A 19,867-nucleotide genomic window follows, 5' to 3' on the forward strand; every position below is an offset into this window, starting at 1 on the left:
GGTCCGGGGGGTCGGGCTGTGAAATCAAGCCCGGCCCCCCGGACATCGCCCCGTACGGGGAGGGGCAGCCCCGCGGGGATCAGTCCCGCAGGGGGCAACCCCGCACCGTTCAGTTCTGCAGACGTCAGTCCGCAGACGTCAACTCCGCAGGGGTCAGTCCTCGCTCGGGGCCGCCGGCAGCTTCGCCTGGATGAGGTCCATGACCGTGGAGTCGGTCAAGGTTGTGACGTCGCCCAGCTGACGGTTCTCCGCCACATCGCGCAGCAGACGCCGCATGATCTTGCCGGAGCGGGTCTTCGGCAGTTCGGCGACCGGGAGGATCCGCTGCGGTTTGGCGATCGGGCCGAGTGTGGCCCCGACATGGTTGCGCAGGTCGGCGACGAGATGTTCGTCCTCGGCGTTCGCCGTGCCGCGCAGGATGACGAAGGCGACGATGGCCTGCCCGGTCGTCTCGTCCGCCGCGCCCACGACGGCCGCCTCGGCGACGGACGGGTGGGACACGAGCGCCGACTCGACCTCCGTGGTGGAGATGTTGTGGCCGGACACGAGCATGACGTCGTCGACCCGCCCGAGGAGCCAGATGTCCCCGTCGTCGTCCTTCTTCGCGCCGTCGCCGGCGAAGTACTTGCCCTCGAAGCGCGCCCAGTACGTGTCGAGGAACCTCTGGTCGTCGCCCCAGATGGTGCGCAGCATCGACGGCCACGGCTCGGTGAGGACCAGGTAGCCACCGCCGCCGTCGGGCACCTCGTTGGCCTCGTCGTCCACGACGGTCGCGGAGATGCCGGGCAGCGGGGTCTGCGCGGATCCCGGCTTCGTCGCCGTCACGCCTGGCAGCGGCGAGATCATCATCGCGCCGGTCTCGGTCTGCCACCAGGTGTCCACGACGGGCGTCCGGTCGGCGCCGATGTGCTTGCGGTACCAGATCCAGGCCTCGGGGTTGATCGGCTCGCCGACCGAGCCCAGCACGCGCAGACTGCCGAGGTCGAACTTCGCGGGGATGTCGTCGCCCCACTTCATGAACGTGCGGATGGCGGTCGGCGCCGTGTACAGGATCGTCACCCCGTACTTCTGCACGATCTCCCAGAAGCGGCCCTGGTGCGGGGTGTCCGGAGTGCCCTCGTACATGACCTGCGTCGCGCCGTTGGCCAGCGGCCCGTAGACGATGTACGAGTGCCCGGTGACCCAGCCGACGTCGGCCGTGCACCAGTACACGTCGGTCTCCGGCTTGAGGTCGAAGACCGCGTGATGCGTGTAGGCGGTCTGCGTCAGATAGCCGCCGGAGGTGTGCAGGATGCCCTTCGGCTTTCCCGTGGTGCCCGAGGTGTACAGGATGAAGAGCGGGTGCTCGGCGTCGAACGCCTCGGGGGTGTGCTCGGTCGGCTGACGGTCCACCGCCTCGTGCCACCACACGTCGCGGCCCTCGGTCCAGGCGACGTCCTGGCCGGTGCGCCGCACGACCAGCACATGCCGGACGTTGTCCGCGCGCCTGAGCGCGTCGTCGACGGCCGGCTTGAGCGCGGACGGCTTGCCGCGCCGGTATCCGCCGTCGGACGTGATGACGACCTTGGCGTCCGCATCCTGGATGCGGGTGGCCAGCGCGTCCGCCGAGAAGCCGCCGAAGACGACGGAGTGCGCGGCGCCGATGCGCGCGCAGGCCAGCATCGCGATCGCCGTCTCCGGGATCATCGGCATGTAGACCGCGACCCGGTCGCCCTTCTGGACGCCCAGCTCCAGCAGCGCGTTGGCCGCCTTCGACACCTCGTCCTTGAGCTCGGCGTAGGTGATGGCGCGGCTGTCGCCCGGCTCGCCCTCGAAGTGGATGGCGACGCGCTCGCCGTGCCCGGCCTCCACATGGCGGTCGACGCAGTTGTAGGCGACGTTGAGCTCGCCGTCCTTGAACCACTTCGCGAACGGCGGGTTCGACCAGTCCAGCGTCTCCGTCGGCTCCTTGGCCCAGCTCAGCCGGCGGGCCTGCTCGGCCCAGAAGCCGAGCCTGTCAGCCTTGGCCTGCTCGTACGCCTCCGCCGTGACGTTGGCGTCGGCCGCCAGGTCGGCGGGCGGCGCGAACCTGCGCTCTTCCTTGAGCAGGTTGGAAAGTGAAGGAGACTCGCTCATACGCCACTCCCCTCCCTCAGCAGGTTGGCCAGGCTCTCGTTGCTCACGACATCTCCCTTTCGAAGGGTGTCCGTGTCCGTTGTGTCCCAGGCCACAGCTCATCAGACCCAGGGGCCCGGTGACAAGGGTCATCGACCGATTGGTTTAGACCTCTGAGGGTCACAGCGCTCATCCGTACCCACGGACGCCGGGTGAGCCGAGTTCAGCCGGTGTGACGCCTCTCACCTCCCATGACGAAGCCAACCCCGCTGCCTTCGCCATGTCTTCGTTCCGCCTTCGCCCCGCCATCGCCTTGCTACCGCCCGCCCTCGCACCGCCTTCGTCCCGTCCTCGCCCTGCTCCCGCCCGTCCTCGCCCCGCCTTCGCCCTGCTCCCGCTCGCCCTCGCCCCGTCACCGACGGCATACCGTGGTGCCCGGGCCCGGCGGACATGTTCCCCTGCGCGCAGGGTCGGGGCGACACGTCCACCGGCTCGGAGCGCGGGTACCGACGGACATGTGCCTGCGAGTCCCCGCGCTCCTCCGTGGTGGACGTGCCCCCAACATCGGGGCTCAGGCAGACACGTCCACCGTTCCCACGTGGTCGAACACCCCGCCGTCTTCGTCCTCCCCGCCGCTCCCACCGCTCCCGCCGTTCCACGAGGGCTCGGTGAGCAGGTACGTCTGCGCCTCGGCCACGTGGAAGTACAGGCCGTGCAGCTCCAGCGCGCCGCTGCGCAGCGCCCGGGCCACCGATTCGTGGGCCCGCAGATGCTCCAACTGCTGGACCACGTTGGTGAGACAGAGTTGCTCGACCGCGTCCGCGGGGGCGCGTCCGGCCAGCCGGGCCGGTGGGCGGTCACTGTCGGTCGACCGCTCCAGGCTCGGCAGCCCGTGCCGCAGCCACCGTCTCAGCGGGGTTCCCGCCTCGCCGGGCTCGGCGTTGAGCAGCGCCTGCATGGCCCCGCACCCTGAGTGTCCGCAGACCGTGATGGACCGCACCTCCAGGATCTCCACGGCGTACTCGATCGCGGCCGCCACCGAGTCGTCCCCGCTCTCCTCGCCGGGCAACGGCACCAGGTTGCCCACATTGCGCACCACGAACAGGTCGCCGGGACCACTGGAGGTGATCATCGAGGTGACCAGTCGCGAGTCGGCGCAGGTGAGGAAGAGCTGAGTGGGCCGTTGCCCCTCCCGCGCCAGCCGGGCCAGCTCGCCCCGTACCAGTGGGGCCGTGTTCCGCTGGAACGTGCTGATGCCGCGCACCAGTTGCTGCCCGCTCGGTTCGAGCACCCGTGCCGTCCGTGTCGTGCGTGAAGCGTGTGGCGCGGGTGCCGGTGCCGTCTGAGCCATCGGAGCCGGCTGTGTCGCCCGTGCAGCCTCCATGGCCGGGTGAGACGCGGCCGCCGATTCGGCGCGCTCGTTCGGCTCGGCCGACCACATGGGCGGTGTGGTCCGGGCGGCCTGCGAGGCCGCTGTCGCCTGCGAGAACTCTGCCGCATGCGTGGCGGCTTGCATGGCCTGCGTGGCGCCTGTGGGCTTGGCGGTCTGTGCGATCTGGGCGGGCGGTGTGGCCGCTGCCGTCGCCCTGTTCTCCTTCCTCCGTGCGGGTTCCGTCGCTGCGGCACCGGGTGGCGCCGCAGCCCGAACGTCCGTCGTGCGTGCGACAACCGGACCTGTGGGGTTCGCCGGTTCCGCCGGGTTCACCGGGTCCGCCGCGTGTGCCGAGGCTGCCGTTCTTGCTGTCGGCGCCGGCCGCGTCGAGGGCGATCCACCGGATGTGCGTGACGTACCTGACCTGGGTGACGCATCCGTCGCGCCTGTCGTGCTTGCCATGCCGATCGCGCCGGTCGGGTTCACTCCGTTCGCAGGGTTGCCGTCCCTCAGTGTTCGGGTGGTCGTGGTCGTTGTTGTGGTTGTCGTGGTCGTTGTCGGGGGCACCTCGCACTGGTGGTTGCGCCACGGCGTCCAGGGACGGCAGCGGCAGTCGGCGATCGGGACGTCTCCGGCTCGGGCCGGCTCGGAGCCCGCGGGAGCGGGGCCGAAGGCGCCGGGCCGGGCGTGCCCTTCGGTCTCCGCGCCGTCGTCCGCTCCAGGGTCCGTGTCGGTTGTCGGGTCGAGTCCTGTGCGGGGGCGGCGGCCGGTCAGCTCGGCCGTGCCGCCCTGCGCGGTGTGGGCCTTCTGCCAGTCCTGCAGGGCCTCGTAGGCGGCGTGATCCATGAAGGAGCCGTCCAACTCGACCACGGCGTGCGTGTGGTGAGGCACGAGGTGCAGGGTGCGGCTGAGCCGTGGCACGGCGAGGAACGTCAGCTGACCTCTCACGTGTACGTGATGGACTCCTTCCTTCTCGTGGTGGGTGATGCGCGTGCGGGTGAGGCGGTGGAGGGCGACGGCCACGGCGACGGCGACGCCGATCAGCACGCCTTCCAGGACGCCGAGGCACACCACGCCGAGGGTGGTGACGGCGTACACCAGCACCTCTCGGTGGCGCGTCACCGTGCGAATGTGGTGCAGGGACACCATCTGGATGCCGACGGCCATCACCAGGGCGGCGAGTGAGGCGAGCGGGATGAGATCCAGGATCGGGACCATCAGCAGCGCGGCGACTACTACGAGAACGCCGTGCAGCATCGTGGAGTTCCGGCTCACGGCGCCGGCTCGGACATTCGCTGAACTGCGCACGGCCACGCCCGCCACGGGCAGCCCGCCGAGCGCGCCGGAGACGATGTTGGCCGCGCCCTGCCCGAGCAGCTCGCGGTCCAGGTCGGAGCGGCCGACCCGGGGGGAACGGGAGCCCGGCGGGACGGGGCGGCCGGCGATCAGTTTGTCCACGGCCACCGCGCCGAGCAGTGACTGCACGCTGCACACCAGCGTCGTGGTGAGGACGGCCGCGGCGAGCCCGAGCGCCGGTCCGTCGGGCAGCCCGGCCAGGGCGTGACTGCTCCAGGACGGCAGGTCGACCCGGGGCAGGGTGAGGCCGGTGAGGGTGGCGATCGCGGTGGCGCCGGTGACGGCCACGAGTGCGGCGGGCACCTTCCGCAGCAGGCGGCCGACCCGGCCGGGGATGCGCGGCCAGAACAGCAGCAGGGCCAGGGTCAGCATGCTCACGGCGAGGGCCGCAGGCTGCAGACCGGCCAACTGGGCGGGCAGGGCCCGGAGGTTGTCGAGGACCGAGCTCTGGGGTGTGCCGCCGAGGACGATGTGCAGTTGGGCCACGGCGATGGTGATGCCGATGCCGGCGAGCATGCCGTGCACGACGGCGGGGCTGACGGCGAGCGCGGTGCGTGCCACACGCAGACAGCCGAGACCCAGTTGCGTCAGTCCGGCGAGGACGGTGATGGCGCACGTCGTCCGCCAGCCGTAGCGGTGGATGAGGTCGGCCGTGACGACGGTCAGACCCGCCGCGGGGCCGCTGACCTGGAGGGGCGAGCCGCCGACCCGGCCGGCGATGATCCCGCCCACGGCCGCAGCGACGAGGCCGGCCTGGAGGGGGGCGCCGGTGGCGAGGGCGATGCCGAGGGACAGGGGCAGCGCGATCAGGAAGACGGCGATGGAGGCGGATACGTCGGCGCTCTCGACGCGGAAGCGGCGGCGCGGGGGCGGTGGGGGACTGTGGGACTGGTGGACGCTCTCGGTGGGCGTCGGGCGGACGGTGCGGGTGGGGACGCAGGCGGACATGTTCCCGTCTCCTCCGGGGCGGCGCGGTCGCGGAACAGGTGGCCCCCGGGTGTGGTGGGGGTGGTCGCGGCCGTGGGTCACGGCGTGCAGCGGCGGGATGAAAATCAACGCTCGGTAAACGAATCGTAATGCAGAGTAAAGGTCAAGTCTGCATTTTCCCGGCAAATGGGGCAATGGATCATCCAAAAGAGCGAAGTGGCCGTTTTGTCGGCTTGTCGTATTAATTCCTTTTCGGCCTTCGTGCGACCTTGACCGCGCCGTCGGCTCGTGCCGACGCGTCACCCGAGAACGCCCTCGTCGGCGTTGGTCGAGAGAAGGAAGAAGGTGGGCGGAAGATGGCCGCCACCCAGAGGATCGCCGTCGGCACCGCGGTCGCCGCGGCTGTCGCCGTGTCACTCGCCGGTTGTGGGACGGGAGCCCACGACTCCAACAGCTCCGCGGAAGGCGCGTCGGGCGCGCACAAGGCGAAGCCGGCCCCGGCGCCGAAGAGCGTCGTCCGACTGATCGGCGACGGCTCAACCGCGTACACCGGAACGCAACCCCACCTGCCGCAGCCCGAGCGGCTCAAGCCGGGCCAGAAGCCGCCGCAGTTCGTGGTCTTCTCGTGGGACGGCGCAGGCGAGGACAGCCAGAAGCTGTTCTCGCACTTCCGCAAGGTGGCCAAGGCCAACAACGCGACGATGACGTACTTCCTCAGCGGCGTGTACATGCTGCCGCGGGAGAAGGCGGAGCTCTACAGACCGCCGCAGCATTCCCGCGGCAGCTCCGACATCGGCTTCAACGACGAGCAGGGCATCGCCGACACCGTGAAGCAGCTGCGCCTGGCGTGGCTGGAGGGCAACGAGATCGGGACCCACTTCAACGGCCACTTCTGCGGGAAGACCGGGGTGGGCGCGTGGTCGGTCGACGAGTGGAAGGACGAGATCGCCCAGGCCAAGCAGTTCGTGAAGACATGGAAGACGAACACGGGCCTCGACAAGGCGGCTCCGCTGCCCTTCGACTACGACAAGGAGCTCGTCGGCGCCCGCACGCCCTGCCTGGAGGGGCAGAAGAACTTCATGGAGGCCGCCCGTCAACTCGGCTTCCGCTACGACACGAGCGGCGTCGACAACCAGGTCTGGCCGGCCAGGAAGTCGGGCCTGTGGGACCTGTCCATGCAGCTCGTGCCGTTCCCCGGGCACAAGTACGAACAGCTCACCATGGACTACAACTTCATGGTCAACCAGTCCGGGACCGCCACTCAGGGTGACCCGGACAAGTTCGCGTTCTGGGGGGACCAGATGCGCGACGGCCTGCTCAAGGGCTTCCACCGGGCCTATGACGGCAACCGAGCGCCGCTGATCATCGGCAACCACTTCGAGTCCTGGAACGGCGGCACCTACATGCGTGCCGTCGAGGAGGTCGTCGAGCACGTCTGCAACAAGCCCGACGTCCGCTGTGTGTCGTTCCGGCAGCTGTCGGACTGGCTCGACGCCCAGGACCCGCAGACGCTGGCGAAGCTGCGCACTCTGGACGTCGGCGAAGCCCCGAAGCAGGGCTGGGCGTCCTTCCTCGCCGGCGGCCCGGCACCCGCCCCCAAGGGTGTGCCGGGAGCGCCGGCGGTCAGGCAGTGACGGCAGACGTCCGACCCGGCCGCGGCCCGGCCGTCACACGGAGGCCGTGACGCCCTCCCCCAGGATGAAGCCGGGGTCGACCTGCGCCGCCAGATCGGCCCCGGTGCGTTCGTTGCCCCACGACTCGGCGTTCTTCAGGTGGAAGTGCACCATCTGCCGCGTGTACCGCTCCCAGTCGCGCCCGTCGTAGGCCGAGTCGACGGTCGTCCGCATCAGGCTCAGGGCCTCCCGGTTCGCGTTCTCCAGGAGTTCGAACCGGGGCGGCCGGCCCTTCTCCATGGCGCGCACCCAGTCCGAGTGCCCGACGGTCACGAGCAGGTCGTCGCCGACCTCGGACCGCAGGAAGTCCAGGTCGTCCGGACCCTGCACCTTGTTGCCGACGACCTTCAGCTCGACGCCGAAGTCACGGGCGTACTCCTTGTACTGGCGATAGACGGAGACCCCCTTCCGGGTCGGCTCGGCGACGAGGAACGTCACGTCGAAGCGGGTGAACATGCCGGAGGCGAAGGAGTCCGAGCCGGCGGTCATGTCGACCACGACGTACTCGTCGCGCCCGTCCACCAGGTGGTTCAGGCACAGCTCCACCGCTCCCGTCTTGGAGTGGTAGCAGGAGACCCCCAGGTCGGCGTCCGTGAAGGGGCCCGTGACCATCAAACGGACGGCGTTCCCGTCGAGTTCCACCGGCCGGGCGCACGCGTCGTACACCGGGTTGTCCTCGCACACCCGCAGCAGCCGGGAGCCCTCCCCGGGCGGGGTGGTCTTGATCATCGTCTCGGCGGACGTGACACGCGGGTTCGAGCCGCGCAGATAGTCCTTGATCAGCGGCAGCCGGTCGCCCATCGCGGGCAGTCCTGCGGCCTGCGCCTCGTCGAGGCCGAGCGCGGGGCCCAGGTGCTGGTTGATGTCCGCGTCGACAGCGATCACGGGCGCGCCGCAGGCCGCGAGGTGGCGGATGAACAGGGAGGACAGGGTGGTCTTGCCACTGCCGCCCTTCCCGACGAAAGCAGTTTTCATGTTCACCAAGCGTAGTGTTCACCTAGCTGTATGTGACGGGAGGGCGTGAAGAAGACCACTCCTTCGTGGGGTGCGGGCGTGGGTTGCGTAATGTCGTACTCATGAGTACGACAGGCGCGTCCGCCGATCCGCTCGCGGCCCTGGGCTCGTTGCCCGGTGTGCCGGAGTCCGTGGAGTCCGTGCGCAAGGCCGTGGACCGGGTCTACGGGCACCGGGTCATGCGTCGCCGCAGCACCGCGGTCACCTCCGAGGCGGCCCTGCGCGGTGCGCGCGGCTCGGCCGCGCTGTCCGGGGCCGACTGGGCGCTGGAGGAGGTGCGTCGGCGCAGCGATTTCGGCGTCGACGGTGAGGCGCGGGTCATGGGGGCCGCCCTGCGGCTGACGGCCGAGGCGGGCCAGTTGCTGTCCATCTGGCGGCAGTCGCCGCTGCGGGTGCTGGCGCGGCTGCACCTGATCGCCGCGGCGAGCGACGCGGACGACGTCGGACGTCCGCGGCAGGCCGGTGAGGCCGTCGACGAGCCCATGGTCGAGTTGCCCTTGCCCACCGCCGACGAGGTCGCCGGCCGGCTGGAGGGGCTGTCCGAGCTGATCATCGCGGGCGGATCCGCGCCCGCCCTGGTGACGGCCGCCGTCGTCCACGGAGAGCTCCTGGCACTACGGCCCTTCACCTCGTACAACGGCCTGGTCGCGAGGGCCGCCGAACGCATCGTCCTGATCGGCAGCGGCCTCGATCCCAAGTCGGTGTGCCCGGCGGAGGTGGGTCACGCCGAGCTGGGGCGGGCCGCCTATCGTGCGGCTCTCGACGGCTATGCGTCGGGTACCCCCGACGGGATGGCGGCGTGGATCGCCCACTGTGGCAGAGCTGTCGAACTGGGCGCCCGGGAGTCGACGGCGGTGTGCGAGGCGCTGCAGCGCGGCGCGGCGTAGCCATCCCACACGCGCGGGGCTCCGGCGTAGCCGTCCCACGTGCGGGGCGCGCGGGACCCACCCACACGCGCGAGGTGCGCCGTCGTTCACGGCCATTCGGGTGCTCGGGTGCTCCGCGCTCGAGGGCGTCGGCTCCAGCGGGGTGGCGTTCAGGCGGAACGCGGGAGCGCGTGGCACGAAAAAAGGCCCCGTGCGGGGGCCGGTGTATTGGCAGTTGAAAAGGGTTGCGGCGGTACGAGTTCTCGTACCGCCGCTGGCATGCCCACCCGGTTACCAAGCGTCCTCGATGTATTGCCCATCAGGTCGGGGACTTTGCCCGTCACCTGGTGCGGCTGGCCCGTAATCGACGGGTCGACGTCGCGTGGGTGCCCGGTGGTCATGCGCGGTCCGTGGGGCCAAATGCGTTGTTAAGGTGATCCTCGCGGATGTCCTTGGTCTCGCGGGCCGTTAAGTCCTTTGTACTCCAGGTCCCGGACAAGCGGAAGTGCTGGCACCAGTTCTTTGCTTTTGCGTCCGAATGGGAGCTAACGGTGCGCGGCGCGCGGACGGTGCCGGACGACGGTCGGCGAGCGCGTACGCGGCAACGTCGGAGGGGCGTACGCGGCCTCGGCGCACGCGCGTACGCGGCGCCGTCGGACAGTCGTGTGCGACCTGGATCAGACGGTCGCCGCCCGCCGCCGGTTCGCGTACCAGACGAGGCCCGCCGTCGCGGCCGCCGCCCCTATCGCCGCCGCCGCGACGAGCGCCGGGCGGGGCGGCACGGAGAACGAGGGAATCCGCTGCTTGAGGCGCACCGGCCGATGGAAGTCCAGGATCGGCCAGCCGCGCGCCACGGCCTCGCGGCGCAGGGCCCTGTCGGGATTCACGGCGTGCGGATGCCCCACCTCTTCCAGCATCGGCAGGTCGGTCGCCGAGTCGCTGTAGGCGTAACAACGCGAGAGGTCGTAACCCTCGGACTCGGCCAGTTCCCTCACGGCCTCCGCCTTCGTCGGGCCGTACGCGTAATAGCCCACCTCGCCGGTGAAGCAGCCGTCCTCGCCGACGACCATGCGGGTCGCGACCACGCGGTCCGCGCCGAGCAGTTCGCCGATCGGCTCGACCACCTCGGCGCCCGACGTCGACACGATGACGACGTCGCGCCCGGCCGTGTGGTGCTCCTCGATCAGGGAGGCCGCCTCGTCGTAGATCAGCGGGTCGATCAGGTCGTGGAGCGTCTCCGCGACGATCTCCTTCACCTGCTGCACGTTCCAGCCGCGGACGAGAGCGGACAGGTACTCGCGAGTCCGCTCCATCTGGTCGTGGTCCATACCGCCCACGAGGAACACGAACTGGGCGTATGCGGTCCGCAAGGCAGCCCGACGGTTGATCAGGCCGCCTTGGTAGAAGGACTTGCCGAAGGTGAGCGTGCTCGACTTCGCAATGACCGTCTTGTCCAGGTCAAAGAAGGCCGCTGTGCGGGGCAGGGAGTGGTTTTCCACAACCAAGAGCATAGGGGCAGCCCATTCGGCGTAAGGTGGGCGCGTGGGTTTGCCTGAGAGGCCTCTCGGGTACACCATGGAAGTCACGGATCGTTCGCGACCGTGCTAACCCGGTCCGGCTCCTCCCCCCCCGAGTCGGCCGTGGAGACGACCCCCGCTCTCCCCCCCGGCGGGGGTCGTCGCATGTCCTGGTGGGTTTTCCCTCCTGTCCGCGAACGATGCGTTGCGTAGAGGCGGCCCTGTGGCCGCCTCTTTCGCATGCCTGCCCGTTGTGACTGTGAGTAGTCATCAGACTGCTCTGCGGAAGTCGCACACGAGATGGCGCAGGTCTCACCGGTTCGGGTGACGGCGATATTCACAACTGCCTACTCGTCCACAGTTATCCACCAAGATCCACACGATTTCCGGGTTCGCTGCACCGTGATTCCCGGACGTCCGCACGAGCCGACTTCACATGAACGGTTCCGTTTGGCGGCGTCCGCGGTCGGTTTCCGCCGGCCGCTCATATGGAGGCCGCGTGCCGGTTCTCCTCTCGTTCGGAATCGCGGGGCCGCAGTGACTGGGCGACCCGCAGTGAAGGGGGTCGAAATCGTGACCGGAGCCGTCACACAAGATCTGCCGCCCACCGCCGGAGGGCGGCCCGGCAGGCCACTGATCGTCACGGAGGACGTGGACCTCCTCGACGACCTGCTGCGCCTGTGCGCCGCGGCCGGCGCCACACCGGAAGTGCACCACTCGGTGCCGGAACAGCGAGGCAGCTGGGAGAGCGCACCCCTCGTCCTGGTCGGTGACGACGTGGCTCGCCGCGTCCGAGGAGCCGCCCGCCGTCGCGGAGTGGTCCTCGGACGCGACCAGGACGACTCGGGGGTGTGGCAACGGGCCGTCGAGATCGGTGCCGACCACGTCCTGATGCTGCCCGACGGCGAGCAGTGGCTCGTCGACCGCATCGCCGACGTGGCCGAGGGGGTCGGACGGCCCGCGCTCACCGTCGGCGTGATCGGCGGCCGGGGCGGCGCCGGAGCGTCCACGCTCGCGTGCGCCCTCGCCGTCACCTCCGTACGAGAGGGACTGCGCACCCTCCTGGTGGACGGCGACCCGCTCGGCGGCGGACTCGACGTACTCCTCGGCGGCGAAAGCGCCGAGGGCCTGCGCTGGCCCGCGTTCGCCGCCTCGCGCGGCCGGGTCGGCGGTGGCGCGCTGGAGGAGTCGCTGCCCAGGCTGCACTCGCTGCGGGTGCTCAGCTGGGACCGGGGCGACTGCGTCGCCGTCGCACCCCAGGCCGTACGCGCGGTACTCGCGGCGGCCCGGCGCCGGGGCGGCACCGTCGTCGTCGACCTGCCCCGCCGCATCGACGACGGCGTCGCCGAAGTGCTGGCCCAGCTCGACCTGGCGCTCCTCGTCGTCCCGGCCGAACTGCGGGCCATCGCCGCGGGCAGCCGCGTGGCCTCCGCCGTCGGCATGGTCGTGCGCGACCTGCGGGTCGCCGTCCGCGGCCCCTACGCGCCCGGCCTCGACGACAACGAGGTGGCCGCACTGCTCGGGCTGCCCCTCGCCGGCGAGGTGCCCGTCGAATCGGGGCTGCTGCGCCCGGACGGCGGCAAGGCGCCGCCGGGCGCGACCGCGCGCGGGCCTCTCGCCCGCTTCTGCAAGGAGTTCTGGGAGAAGGCGCTGACCGAGGCGGGCACGACATGAGCACGCCCACCGGCCTGCGGCGCACGCGGGGCGGCACCGGGAGCCTGCTCGACGGCGTACGGCAGTGGCTCGCCGAGAGCGGGGCCGAACCTACACCCGCGCGCGTGGCGCAGGCACTGCGGGAACAGGGGCGGGTCCTCGGGGACGCGGAAGTCCTCGGCGCGGCCGCGCAACTGCGATCCGAACTGATCGGCAGCGGCCCGCTGGAACCACTGCTGGCAGACCCGTGGGTCACCGACGTGCTGGTCTCGGGCCCGGACCGGGTCTGGGTCGACCGGGGCGGGGGCCTCGAGCTGACCGGCGTCTCCTTCCCGGACGCGGCCGCCGTTCGCCGCCTCGCACAGCGCCTGGCGGCCGTGGCCGGGCGGCGCCTGGACGACGCCCGGCCCTGGGTCGACGCCCGGCTGCCGGACGGGACACGTCTGCACGCGGTACTCCCCCCGGTCGCCGTCGGCTGCACCTGTCTGTCGCTGCGGGTCGTACGGCCCCGCGCCTTCACGCTCGACGAACTGGTGGCCGCCGGCACGGTGCCGCCCGGCGGGGACCGCGTGCTGCGGGCCCTGGTGCGGGCGCGGCTGTCCTTCCTGATCAGCGGCGGCACCGGCAGCGGCAAGACGACCTTGCTGAGCGCCCTTCTCGGCATGGTCGGGCCGGGGGAGCGCATCGTGCTCGCGGAGGACTCGGCGGAGCTGCGCCCCGACCACCCGCACGTGGTGCGCCTGGAGACCAGACCCGCCAACCAGGAGGGAGCCGGACTCGTCACCCTGGAGGACCTGGTTCGCCAGGCCCTGCGGATGCGGCCGGACCGGCTCGCCGTGGGCGAGGTCCGCGGCCCCGAGGTCGTCCATCTGCTCGCCGCCTTGAACACCGGCCACGAAGGCGGCTGCGGCACGGTCCACGCCAACGCCGCCGCGGACGTACCCGCCCGTCTGGAGGCGCTCGGGACCGCCGCCGGGCTGGACCGGGCGGCGCTGCACAGCCAGTTGGCGGCGGCACTCTCGGTGGTCCTGCACCTCGTGCGCGACCCGGCCGGGCGGCGGCGGATCGACGAGGTGCACGTGCTGGAACGGGATCCGTCCGGCCTGGTGCGCACCGTCCCGGCGCTGCGGTGGCGAGCGGACGCCTTCGTCCACGAGCGGGGATGGGAGCGCCTCGACGAGCTGCTGCGAAGCCACGAGAACGAAGGGGACCGAGAGGCCGAGGAGAAGCACGAAACCGACGGCAGTCGAGAGGTGCGGGGGGAGCAGGAATTCGCAGGAAGTCGAGAGGACGGAGGGATCAAGCACATGGCAGAGGGCGCAGCGGCAGAGGTCGCAGAGATCGAAGAGGGCGCGGTGGTCCCGGAGATCGGGGAGATCGGGGAGATCGGTGGGAGGGGAGGTCGGGATGGGTGAGATGCCGATGGCGGCGGCCGTGGCGTGCGCAGGGGCGGCGGCCTGGGTGCTGGGCGGATCGCACTCAGGAGCCAGGCGCGCGCGGTTGATGTTCGCCGGCGACGCGTCGGTCGACAGCAGGCCCCCGTCGTGGGAGCAGCTGAACCATGAACTGCGACGACTGCGAGCGCGATGGCGTCCCGAGTGGTGGGCGCCGGTCGCCGGAGTGGTCCTGGCCGTGCTGGGCGGCTCCGTGCTGCCGGTCGTCGCGGGGGCGGCCGGGGTGCCGCTGCTGCGCAGGGCGCGACGTGCGGCGGAGGAACGGCGGACACGGGAACGCCGGGGGGACGCGGTCATCACGCTGTGCGCGGCACTCGCCGGGGAGGTCCTGGCCGGACGGCAGCCCGGAGAGGCGTTGCAGCGGGCCGCGCGCGAATCGTCGGGGCTCGGCGCGGCGCAACCGTCGGTGCTGGCGGCCGCCCGGTTCGGCGGAGACGTGCCCGACGCTCTCACCGCCGCCGCACGACAGCCCGGGGCGGAAGGGCTTTTGGGACTCGCGGCGTGCTGGCGGGTGGCCGTGGACCGCGGTGCCGGCCTCGCGGCAGGACTCGACCGCCTTGAGGAGGCGTTGCGTGCGGAACGGGATCAACGAGCCGATCTGCGGGCCCAGTTGTCGGGCCCCCGGGCCACGGTCGTGATGCTCGCCGGTCTGCCCGCCCTCGGCCTCATGCTGGGCGCCACGCTCGGCGCGGACCCCCTGCATGTCCTGCTGCACAGCGGAGCGGGGCTGGGCTGTCTGCTCGTCGGCGGCGCGCTGGAGGCGGCGGGCGCTTGGTGGGCCCTGCGCATCGTGCGCACCGCGGAGTCGACGTGACGGGCGGAGTGGGCGCAACGGCGAGAGGGACGCGATGTGGGATCGACGGTGCGGAAGGAGGTGGCGCGGGATGAGCGGAGAAGTTGTCCACAGGCTGGGGGTGACGGTGGTGATCGTGATGGCGCTCTGGTGGCTGGGACGTCGGTTGAAGAGCGGAAGAGACAGGCGCAGTGCGCGGCGGCGCGTGGCTGAGGTGCTGGGACGGGAACGCCGGTCGGCAGGCCGGTCGTTCACCGGGCGGGAGGCCGCGCTGCGGTGGCTTCCCGAGGTCTCGGTGGCGGGCGCCGGATGGCTCCTGGCCGGCGGCGTGAGCGGTCTTGTCCTGGGACTGGCGGCCGCGGTGGTGCTGGGGCGATGGCGTCGTCGGCAGTTGGCGTCGGCAGCGGTGAGCGATGCGGACGTCCGGCTCGCCACCCGCCAACTCCCTCTCGCCGCCGACCTGCTGGCGGCGTGCATCGCCGCGGGCGCGGGGCCGGTGGTGGCGGCACAGGCGGTGGGGGAGGCGCTCGGCGGCCCCGTCGGGGAAGGGCTCGCGCGCGGCGCCGCCGAGGTCCGCCTGGGCGGTGAACCGGCGATCGCCTGGCGGAAGCTGTCCTCGATGCCGGGAGCCGCTCCGTTGGCGGCCCTGCTGGAGAGGGCCGATGTCTCCGGTCTTCCGGCGGCCGGGCCGGTGGCCCGCCTCGCCGCCGACACCCGTGCCGAGTGGGCGCGTGCCGCGACGGCGAGAGCGCGGCGGGCGGCGGTCATGGTCACCGCGCCCGTGGGGCTGTGTTTCCTGCCCGCCTTCATCGCGGTCGGCGTGCTCCCCATCGTGATCGGGCTCGCGGGCGGCGCGATGGGAGGGGGTGAGCCGTGACAGCCGGGTGAGCGACGCGACAGGAAAGAGCGAGAAACGCGCCTGGGGCGCGATGACGAGTGAACGACCTGACGACCAGAGATCTGCTGGAGCTGGACCGAACCTCACGGGAGTTGAGATGTACAAGGCGGTACGGGCGCGGCTGTGCGCCCTGAAGTGCAGGGCGCGAGCGGCGCGCAAGGACGCGGGGATGGTGACGTCCGAGTACGCGATGGGGATCGTGGCGGCCGTCGGTTTCGCGGTGCTTCTCCATCAGGTGGTGACGAGCGAGGGCGTGTCCGCGCAACTGACGGCCCTGGTACGGCAGGCGCTCAGTGCGGGCGCGTGAGTGCGCGTCGGCGCCGGTGCGCGTGAACGGTCCGGCCCCGGTGCCGGTGCCGGGATCACCGACAGCGGGGCCGGCGCTGGTGCCGGTGCCTGTGCTGGTGGGAAGGGGGCTGCGGCTGCGGCTTCGAAGGCGGCTTCGGCTTCGGAGGCGGACGCGAGGAGGGGGGCCCGGCATCGGAGGCCGCCGGGTGCCCGCCGGGGACGGGGGGTTCGTGACGGCGGAGGCCGCGGTCGTGTTGCCGGTCCTGGTGATGTTCGCGATGGCGCTGGTCTGGGGCTTGCTCGTGATGTCCGCCCAGATCAGGTGCGTGGACGCGGCCCGGGCGGGCGCCCGGGCCGCCGCCCGGCAGGATCCGGTCGACGCGGTTCTCGCGGTGGCACGGGCGACGGCGCCGCGCGGGGCGGATGTGACGGTCGGAAGGGAAGGAGACCAGGTCCGCGTGGTGGTGGTGGCGAAGCCGCCCGTGCTGCGAGGGCTGCCTTTCGAGGTACGCGAGGAGGCCGTGGCGGCGGCAGAGGAGGTCCCGGCGGCGGCGAGCGATGACCTCGGGCAGACCCGAGCACCGTCCCCGGCGGCCTTGGCCGGGAGTTCCGTCGAGGGCCCAGCGAAGGCGCGCGGGGGCTCGCGCGCAGGCGTAGAGGAGGCGGGCGCGGGCTCCGGGGCGGCGGGCGCAGCGGAGGCGGGCGCCGGCTCCGGCGCGGGCGCAACCGGTCCGGGTGCCGGCTCCGGGGCGGATCCGGGCGAGGCCCCAGGCGCGGCTGCGGCTGCGGTTGTGGCTGGGGCCGCGGTTGTGGCTGGGGCTGGGGGTTCGGGCGCGGGGGCGGGGCCGTGAGCGCGCGGCGCTTCGGCAAGGATCGGGGGGACGCGGATCGTGGCTCCGCGACCGTCTGGAGCATCGGGGCGATGGCGGTGCTGTGTGTGGTGTTCGGGGCCGTGCTCGCGCTCGGGCAGGCCGTAGCGGTCCGTCATCGTGCCGCGGGCGGCGCCGATCTCGCCGCGCTCGCCGCAGCCGAACACTGGTCGGACGGTGTCGCGCAGGCCTGTGCCCGGGCCGAGCGGGTGGCACGGGCGCAGGGTGCGCGAGTGGTGCGCTGCGCGCTCGTCGGTGACGTCTCCGATGTGACCGTGGCGTCCGGGCGGGGGTTGTTCGCAGCCGAGATGAGGGCGCGAGCGGGCCCGCCGGACCCGGCGCTCCCCCCGGCCGCGTCCGCGCAGCTCTCTCCCGCCTCTCCTACGCGTCCGGCCCCGGCGCCGTCGTCGCCGTCGCTTCCGACGTCCCGGACGCTTCCGACGTCCCGGACGCTCCCGGGGTCCTGGACGCACCCGAGGCCGTCGGAGTCGTCGGCGACTGCGAAGCCCGCTCCACCGCCCGCTCCACGGTCCCCGGCGCTTCCCCCGCCGCCTTCGCCTCCTCCGTCTTCTCCTCGGGAGCCTCCCGCAGGAGTTCGGTGAGGAGTCGTACCGCACCCCTCTTGTGCAGCGGGTCGTTGCCGTTGCCGCACTTGGGGGACTGGATGCAGGACGGGCAGCCGGCGTCGCACTCGCAGGAGGCGATGGCTTGGCGGGTGGCGGTCAGCCACGCGCGGGCCGTGTGGAAGGCGCGCTCGGAGAAGCCCGCGCCGCCGGGATGGCCGTCGTAGACGAAGACGGTCGGCAGCAGGGTGTCGGGGTGGAGGGGCACCGAGACCCCGCCGATGTCCCAGCGGTCGCAGGTCGCGAAGAGGGGCAGCATGCCGATCGAGGCGTGCTCGGCGGCGTGCAGGGCGCCGCCGAGGATCTCGGGGTTGATCCGGGCGGCGTCGAGCTGGTCCTCGGTGACCGTCCACCACACGGCGCGGGTGCGCAGCGTACGAGGAGGGAGGTCGAGCTTCGACTCGCCCAGGACTTCACCGGTGATGACCCGTCGGCGCAGGAAGGAGACGACCTGGTTGGTGACTTCGACGGAGCCGTAGCACAACCGGCCCTGTCCCCAGGGGACTTCGACGTCGGTCTCCAGGACCGAGATCGAGGTCGTGTCGCGGGCGACCGTCGAGTAGGGCGGGTCGGCCTGCTCGACCAGGGCGACGGAGTCCTCCAGGTCCAGGGACCGCACGAGGTAGGTGCGGCCCTGGTGGAGGTGGACCGCGCCCTCGTGGACGGTGGTGTGGGAAGAGCCCGCGTCGACCGTGCCGAGGAGCCGGCCGGTGCCGGACTCGACGACCTGGACGGGCCGGCCGCCCCCGCCGCGGATGTCCGCGAGGTCGGCGGCCCGCTCCCGGCGGGTCCAGTGCCAGGCCCTGGTCCGGCGGCGCAGCAGCTTCGCGGCCTCCAGTTGCGGCAGCAGGGGCTCGGCCTCAGGGCCGAACAGGGCCAGGTCGTCCTCGGTCAGCGGGAGCTCCGCCGCCGCCGCGCACAGGTGCGGGGCGAGTACGTAGGGGTTGTCGGGGTCGAGGACCGTGGACTCCACCGGGCGGTCGAACAGGGCTTCCGGGTGGTGGACGAGGAAGGTGTCCAGGGGGTCGTCGCGGGCGATGAGGACGGCGAGTGCGCCCTGGCCGGCGCGGCCCGCCCGGCCGGCCTGCTGCCACAGGGAGGCGCGGGTGCCGGGGTAGCCGGCGATGAGGACGGCGTCGAGCCCGGAGACGTCGATGCCGAGTTCCAGGGCGGTGGTCGCGGCCAGGCCGAGGAGCTCGCCCGAGTGCAGGGCCTGCTCCAGGGCGCGCCGTTCCTCGGGCAGGTAGCCGCCGCGGTAGGCCGCGACACGCCGGGCCAGCGAACGGTCGACCTCGGCGAGTCGTTCCTGCGCGATCACCGAGATCAGTTCGGCCCCGCGCCGGGAGCGGACGAAGGCGACGGTGCGCACGCCCTGGACGGCGAGGTCGGTCAGCAGATCGGCGGTCTCCGCGGTGGAGGTACGCCGGACGGGTGCACCTTTCTCGCCGATCATGTCGGTGAGCGGCGGCTCCCACAGGGCGAACACCAGTTCACCGCGCGGTGAGGCGTCGTCGGCGACCTCGACCACCGGCAGGCCGGTCAGGCGGCCCGCGGCGACGGCGGGGTCGGCGGCCGTCGCGGAGGCCAGCAGGAAGACGGGGGAGGCGCCGTAGCGGGCGCACAGGCGGCGCAGACGGCGCAGCACCTGGGCGACGTGGGAGCCGAACACGCCGCGGTAGGTGTGGCACTCGTCGATCACGACGTACTTCAACGACTTCAGGAAGGAGGCCCAGCGGGGGTGGGACGGGAGTATGCCCCGGTGCAGCATGTCGGGGTTGGTGAGGACGTAATTGGCGTACTGGCGGATCCACTCCCGTTCCTCGAAGGGGGTGTCGCCGTCGTACACGGCCGGCCGAACGGCGTTGCCGAGAGGGTGTGAAAGTTCCTTCACCGAACGGCACTGGTCCGCTGCCAGGGCTTTCGTGGGGGCCAGGTACAGGGTGGTGGCCCCGCGGCCGTTGGGGGCCTCGGAGCCGTCCAGGAGGGCGGAGAGGACCGGCACGAGGTACGCGAGGGACTTGCCGGAGGCGGTGCCGGTGGCGACGACCACGTTGTCGCCGTCCAGGGCGTGCTCGGCGACCCGGGCCTGGTGTGCCCAGGGGTGCTCGATGCCGCAGGCCTGCACGGCCGCGATCACCTCGGGGCGAATCCGGTCGGGCCAGACTGCATGGCGGCCCGCGCGCGGGGGCAAGTGCTCCGTATGAGTGATGCGCGACGCCCGGTTCGGTCCCGGGGCGAGCCGGTCCAGGACCTCGCCCGGAGACAGGCGGGGCGCGGCCTCGGACGAGGGTCGATCGGATCGGTGATTCTTGGCCATCGGCACCGAGTGTGTCACTGGCGTGACGGACAATGGAGCCAAGGCGTCGTGCACGCCTGCCGGTAAGTGATTGAATGCCATCGCGGCTGGCGTACCGTCCCGGGGGCTCCTGCCCAGGTGTTCCGAGGGACGACCGCTCGATAGCAAGGTGCT

At 72.0% G+C, this 19,867-nt stretch carries 12 protein-coding genes and 2 pseudogenes; 9 read left to right on the forward strand and 5 right to left on the reverse strand.

Features of this window, described 5'->3' with window-relative positions; all coding sequences use genetic code 11:
- Positions 1-153: 153 nt before the first annotated feature.
- A complete protein-coding gene (gene acs, locus OG802_RS19590; RefSeq protein ID WP_329412245.1) occupies positions 154-2,115 on the reverse strand; it encodes an acetate--CoA ligase in 1,962 nt (653 codons plus the stop codon).
- A 550-nt stretch (positions 2,116-2,665) separates the two neighbouring features.
- A complete protein-coding gene (locus OG802_RS19595) occupies positions 2,666-5,770 on the reverse strand; it encodes a bifunctional SulP family inorganic anion transporter/carbonic anhydrase (protein WP_329412248.1) in 3,105 nt (1,034 codons plus the stop codon).
- 335 nt (positions 5,771-6,105) lie between these two features.
- On the opposite strand from OG802_RS19595, the gene OG802_RS19600 reads away from it, so the two are divergent.
- The gene (locus OG802_RS19600) at positions 6,106-7,383 is read left to right on the forward strand and encodes a hypothetical protein (RefSeq protein WP_329412249.1); all 1,278 of its coding nucleotides are present in this window, start codon (positions 6,106-6,108) and stop codon (positions 7,381-7,383) included.
- A 33-nt stretch (positions 7,384-7,416) separates the two neighbouring features.
- Here OG802_RS19600 and OG802_RS19605 read toward each other — a convergent pair whose 3' ends face one another.
- Positions 7,417-8,397: an ATP-binding protein gene (locus OG802_RS19605; RefSeq protein WP_329412251.1), complete on the reverse strand. Its 981-nt coding sequence runs from the start codon at positions 8,395-8,397 to the stop codon at positions 7,417-7,419.
- A gap of 101 nt (positions 8,398-8,498) precedes the next feature.
- Here OG802_RS19605 and OG802_RS19610 point away from each other — a divergent pair, with 101 nt between their 5' ends.
- Complete coding sequence (locus OG802_RS19610; protein ID WP_329412253.1) at positions 8,499-9,323, forward strand: oxidoreductase; 825 nt, start codon at positions 8,499-8,501, stop codon at positions 9,321-9,323.
- A gap of 656 nt (positions 9,324-9,979) precedes the next feature.
- Here the strand turns inward: OG802_RS19610 and OG802_RS19615 are convergent.
- On the reverse strand, positions 9,980-10,813 hold the full coding sequence (locus tag OG802_RS19615; RefSeq protein ID WP_329412255.1) for an HAD family hydrolase: 834 nt from the start codon (positions 10,811-10,813) through the stop codon (positions 9,980-9,982).
- Positions 10,814-11,392: 579 nt separating this feature from the next.
- Between OG802_RS19615 and ssd the strand changes: the two genes are divergently transcribed.
- The 7 genes and pseudogenes from ssd to OG802_RS19650 form a co-directional block, all read left to right on the forward strand.
- A complete protein-coding gene (gene ssd / locus OG802_RS19620) occupies positions 11,393-12,493 on the forward strand; it encodes a septum site-determining protein Ssd (RefSeq protein WP_329412257.1) in 1,101 nt (366 codons plus the stop codon).
- Positions 12,490-13,887, forward strand: coding sequence for a TadA family conjugal transfer-associated ATPase (locus tag OG802_RS19625; protein WP_329412259.1), 1,398 nt, complete (start codon positions 12,490-12,492; stop codon positions 13,885-13,887). The genes ssd and OG802_RS19625 overlap by 4 nt, the downstream gene beginning before the upstream one ends.
- A gap of 1 nt (position 13,888) precedes the next feature.
- The gene (locus OG802_RS19630; protein ID WP_329417206.1) at positions 13,889-14,740 is read left to right on the forward strand and encodes a type II secretion system F family protein; all 852 of its coding nucleotides are present in this window, start codon (positions 13,889-13,891) and stop codon (positions 14,738-14,740) included.
- Between the two features lie 70 nt (positions 14,741-14,810).
- A complete protein-coding gene (locus tag OG802_RS19635) occupies positions 14,811-15,596 on the forward strand; it encodes a type II secretion system F family protein (RefSeq protein ID WP_329412261.1) in 786 nt (261 codons plus the stop codon).
- Between the two features lie 118 nt (positions 15,597-15,714).
- Positions 15,715-15,924, forward strand: coding sequence for a DUF4244 domain-containing protein (locus OG802_RS19640; RefSeq protein WP_329412263.1), 210 nt, complete (start codon positions 15,715-15,717; stop codon positions 15,922-15,924).
- A 211-nt stretch (positions 15,925-16,135) separates the two neighbouring features.
- Positions 16,136-16,444 (forward strand): annotated as a pseudogene (locus tag OG802_RS19645) (TadE family type IV pilus minor pilin); the annotation flags it as partial.
- A gap of 308 nt (positions 16,445-16,752) precedes the next feature.
- Positions 16,753-17,130: pseudogene (locus OG802_RS19650) on the forward strand (Rv3654c family TadE-like protein); the annotation flags it as partial.
- 25 nt (positions 17,131-17,155) lie between these two features.
- On the opposite strand, the gene OG802_RS19655 reads toward OG802_RS19650, so the two are convergent.
- The gene (locus tag OG802_RS19655) at positions 17,156-19,795 is read right to left on the reverse strand and encodes a DEAD/DEAH box helicase (RefSeq protein ID WP_329412265.1); all 2,640 of its coding nucleotides are present in this window, start codon (positions 19,793-19,795) and stop codon (positions 17,156-17,158) included.
- Between the last annotated feature and the right edge of the window lie 72 nt (positions 19,796-19,867).

Origin of the sequence: Streptomyces sp. NBC_00704, from assembly GCF_036226605.1 — a bacterium.
Classification (GTDB): domain Bacteria; phylum Actinomycetota; class Actinomycetes; order Streptomycetales; family Streptomycetaceae; genus Streptomyces.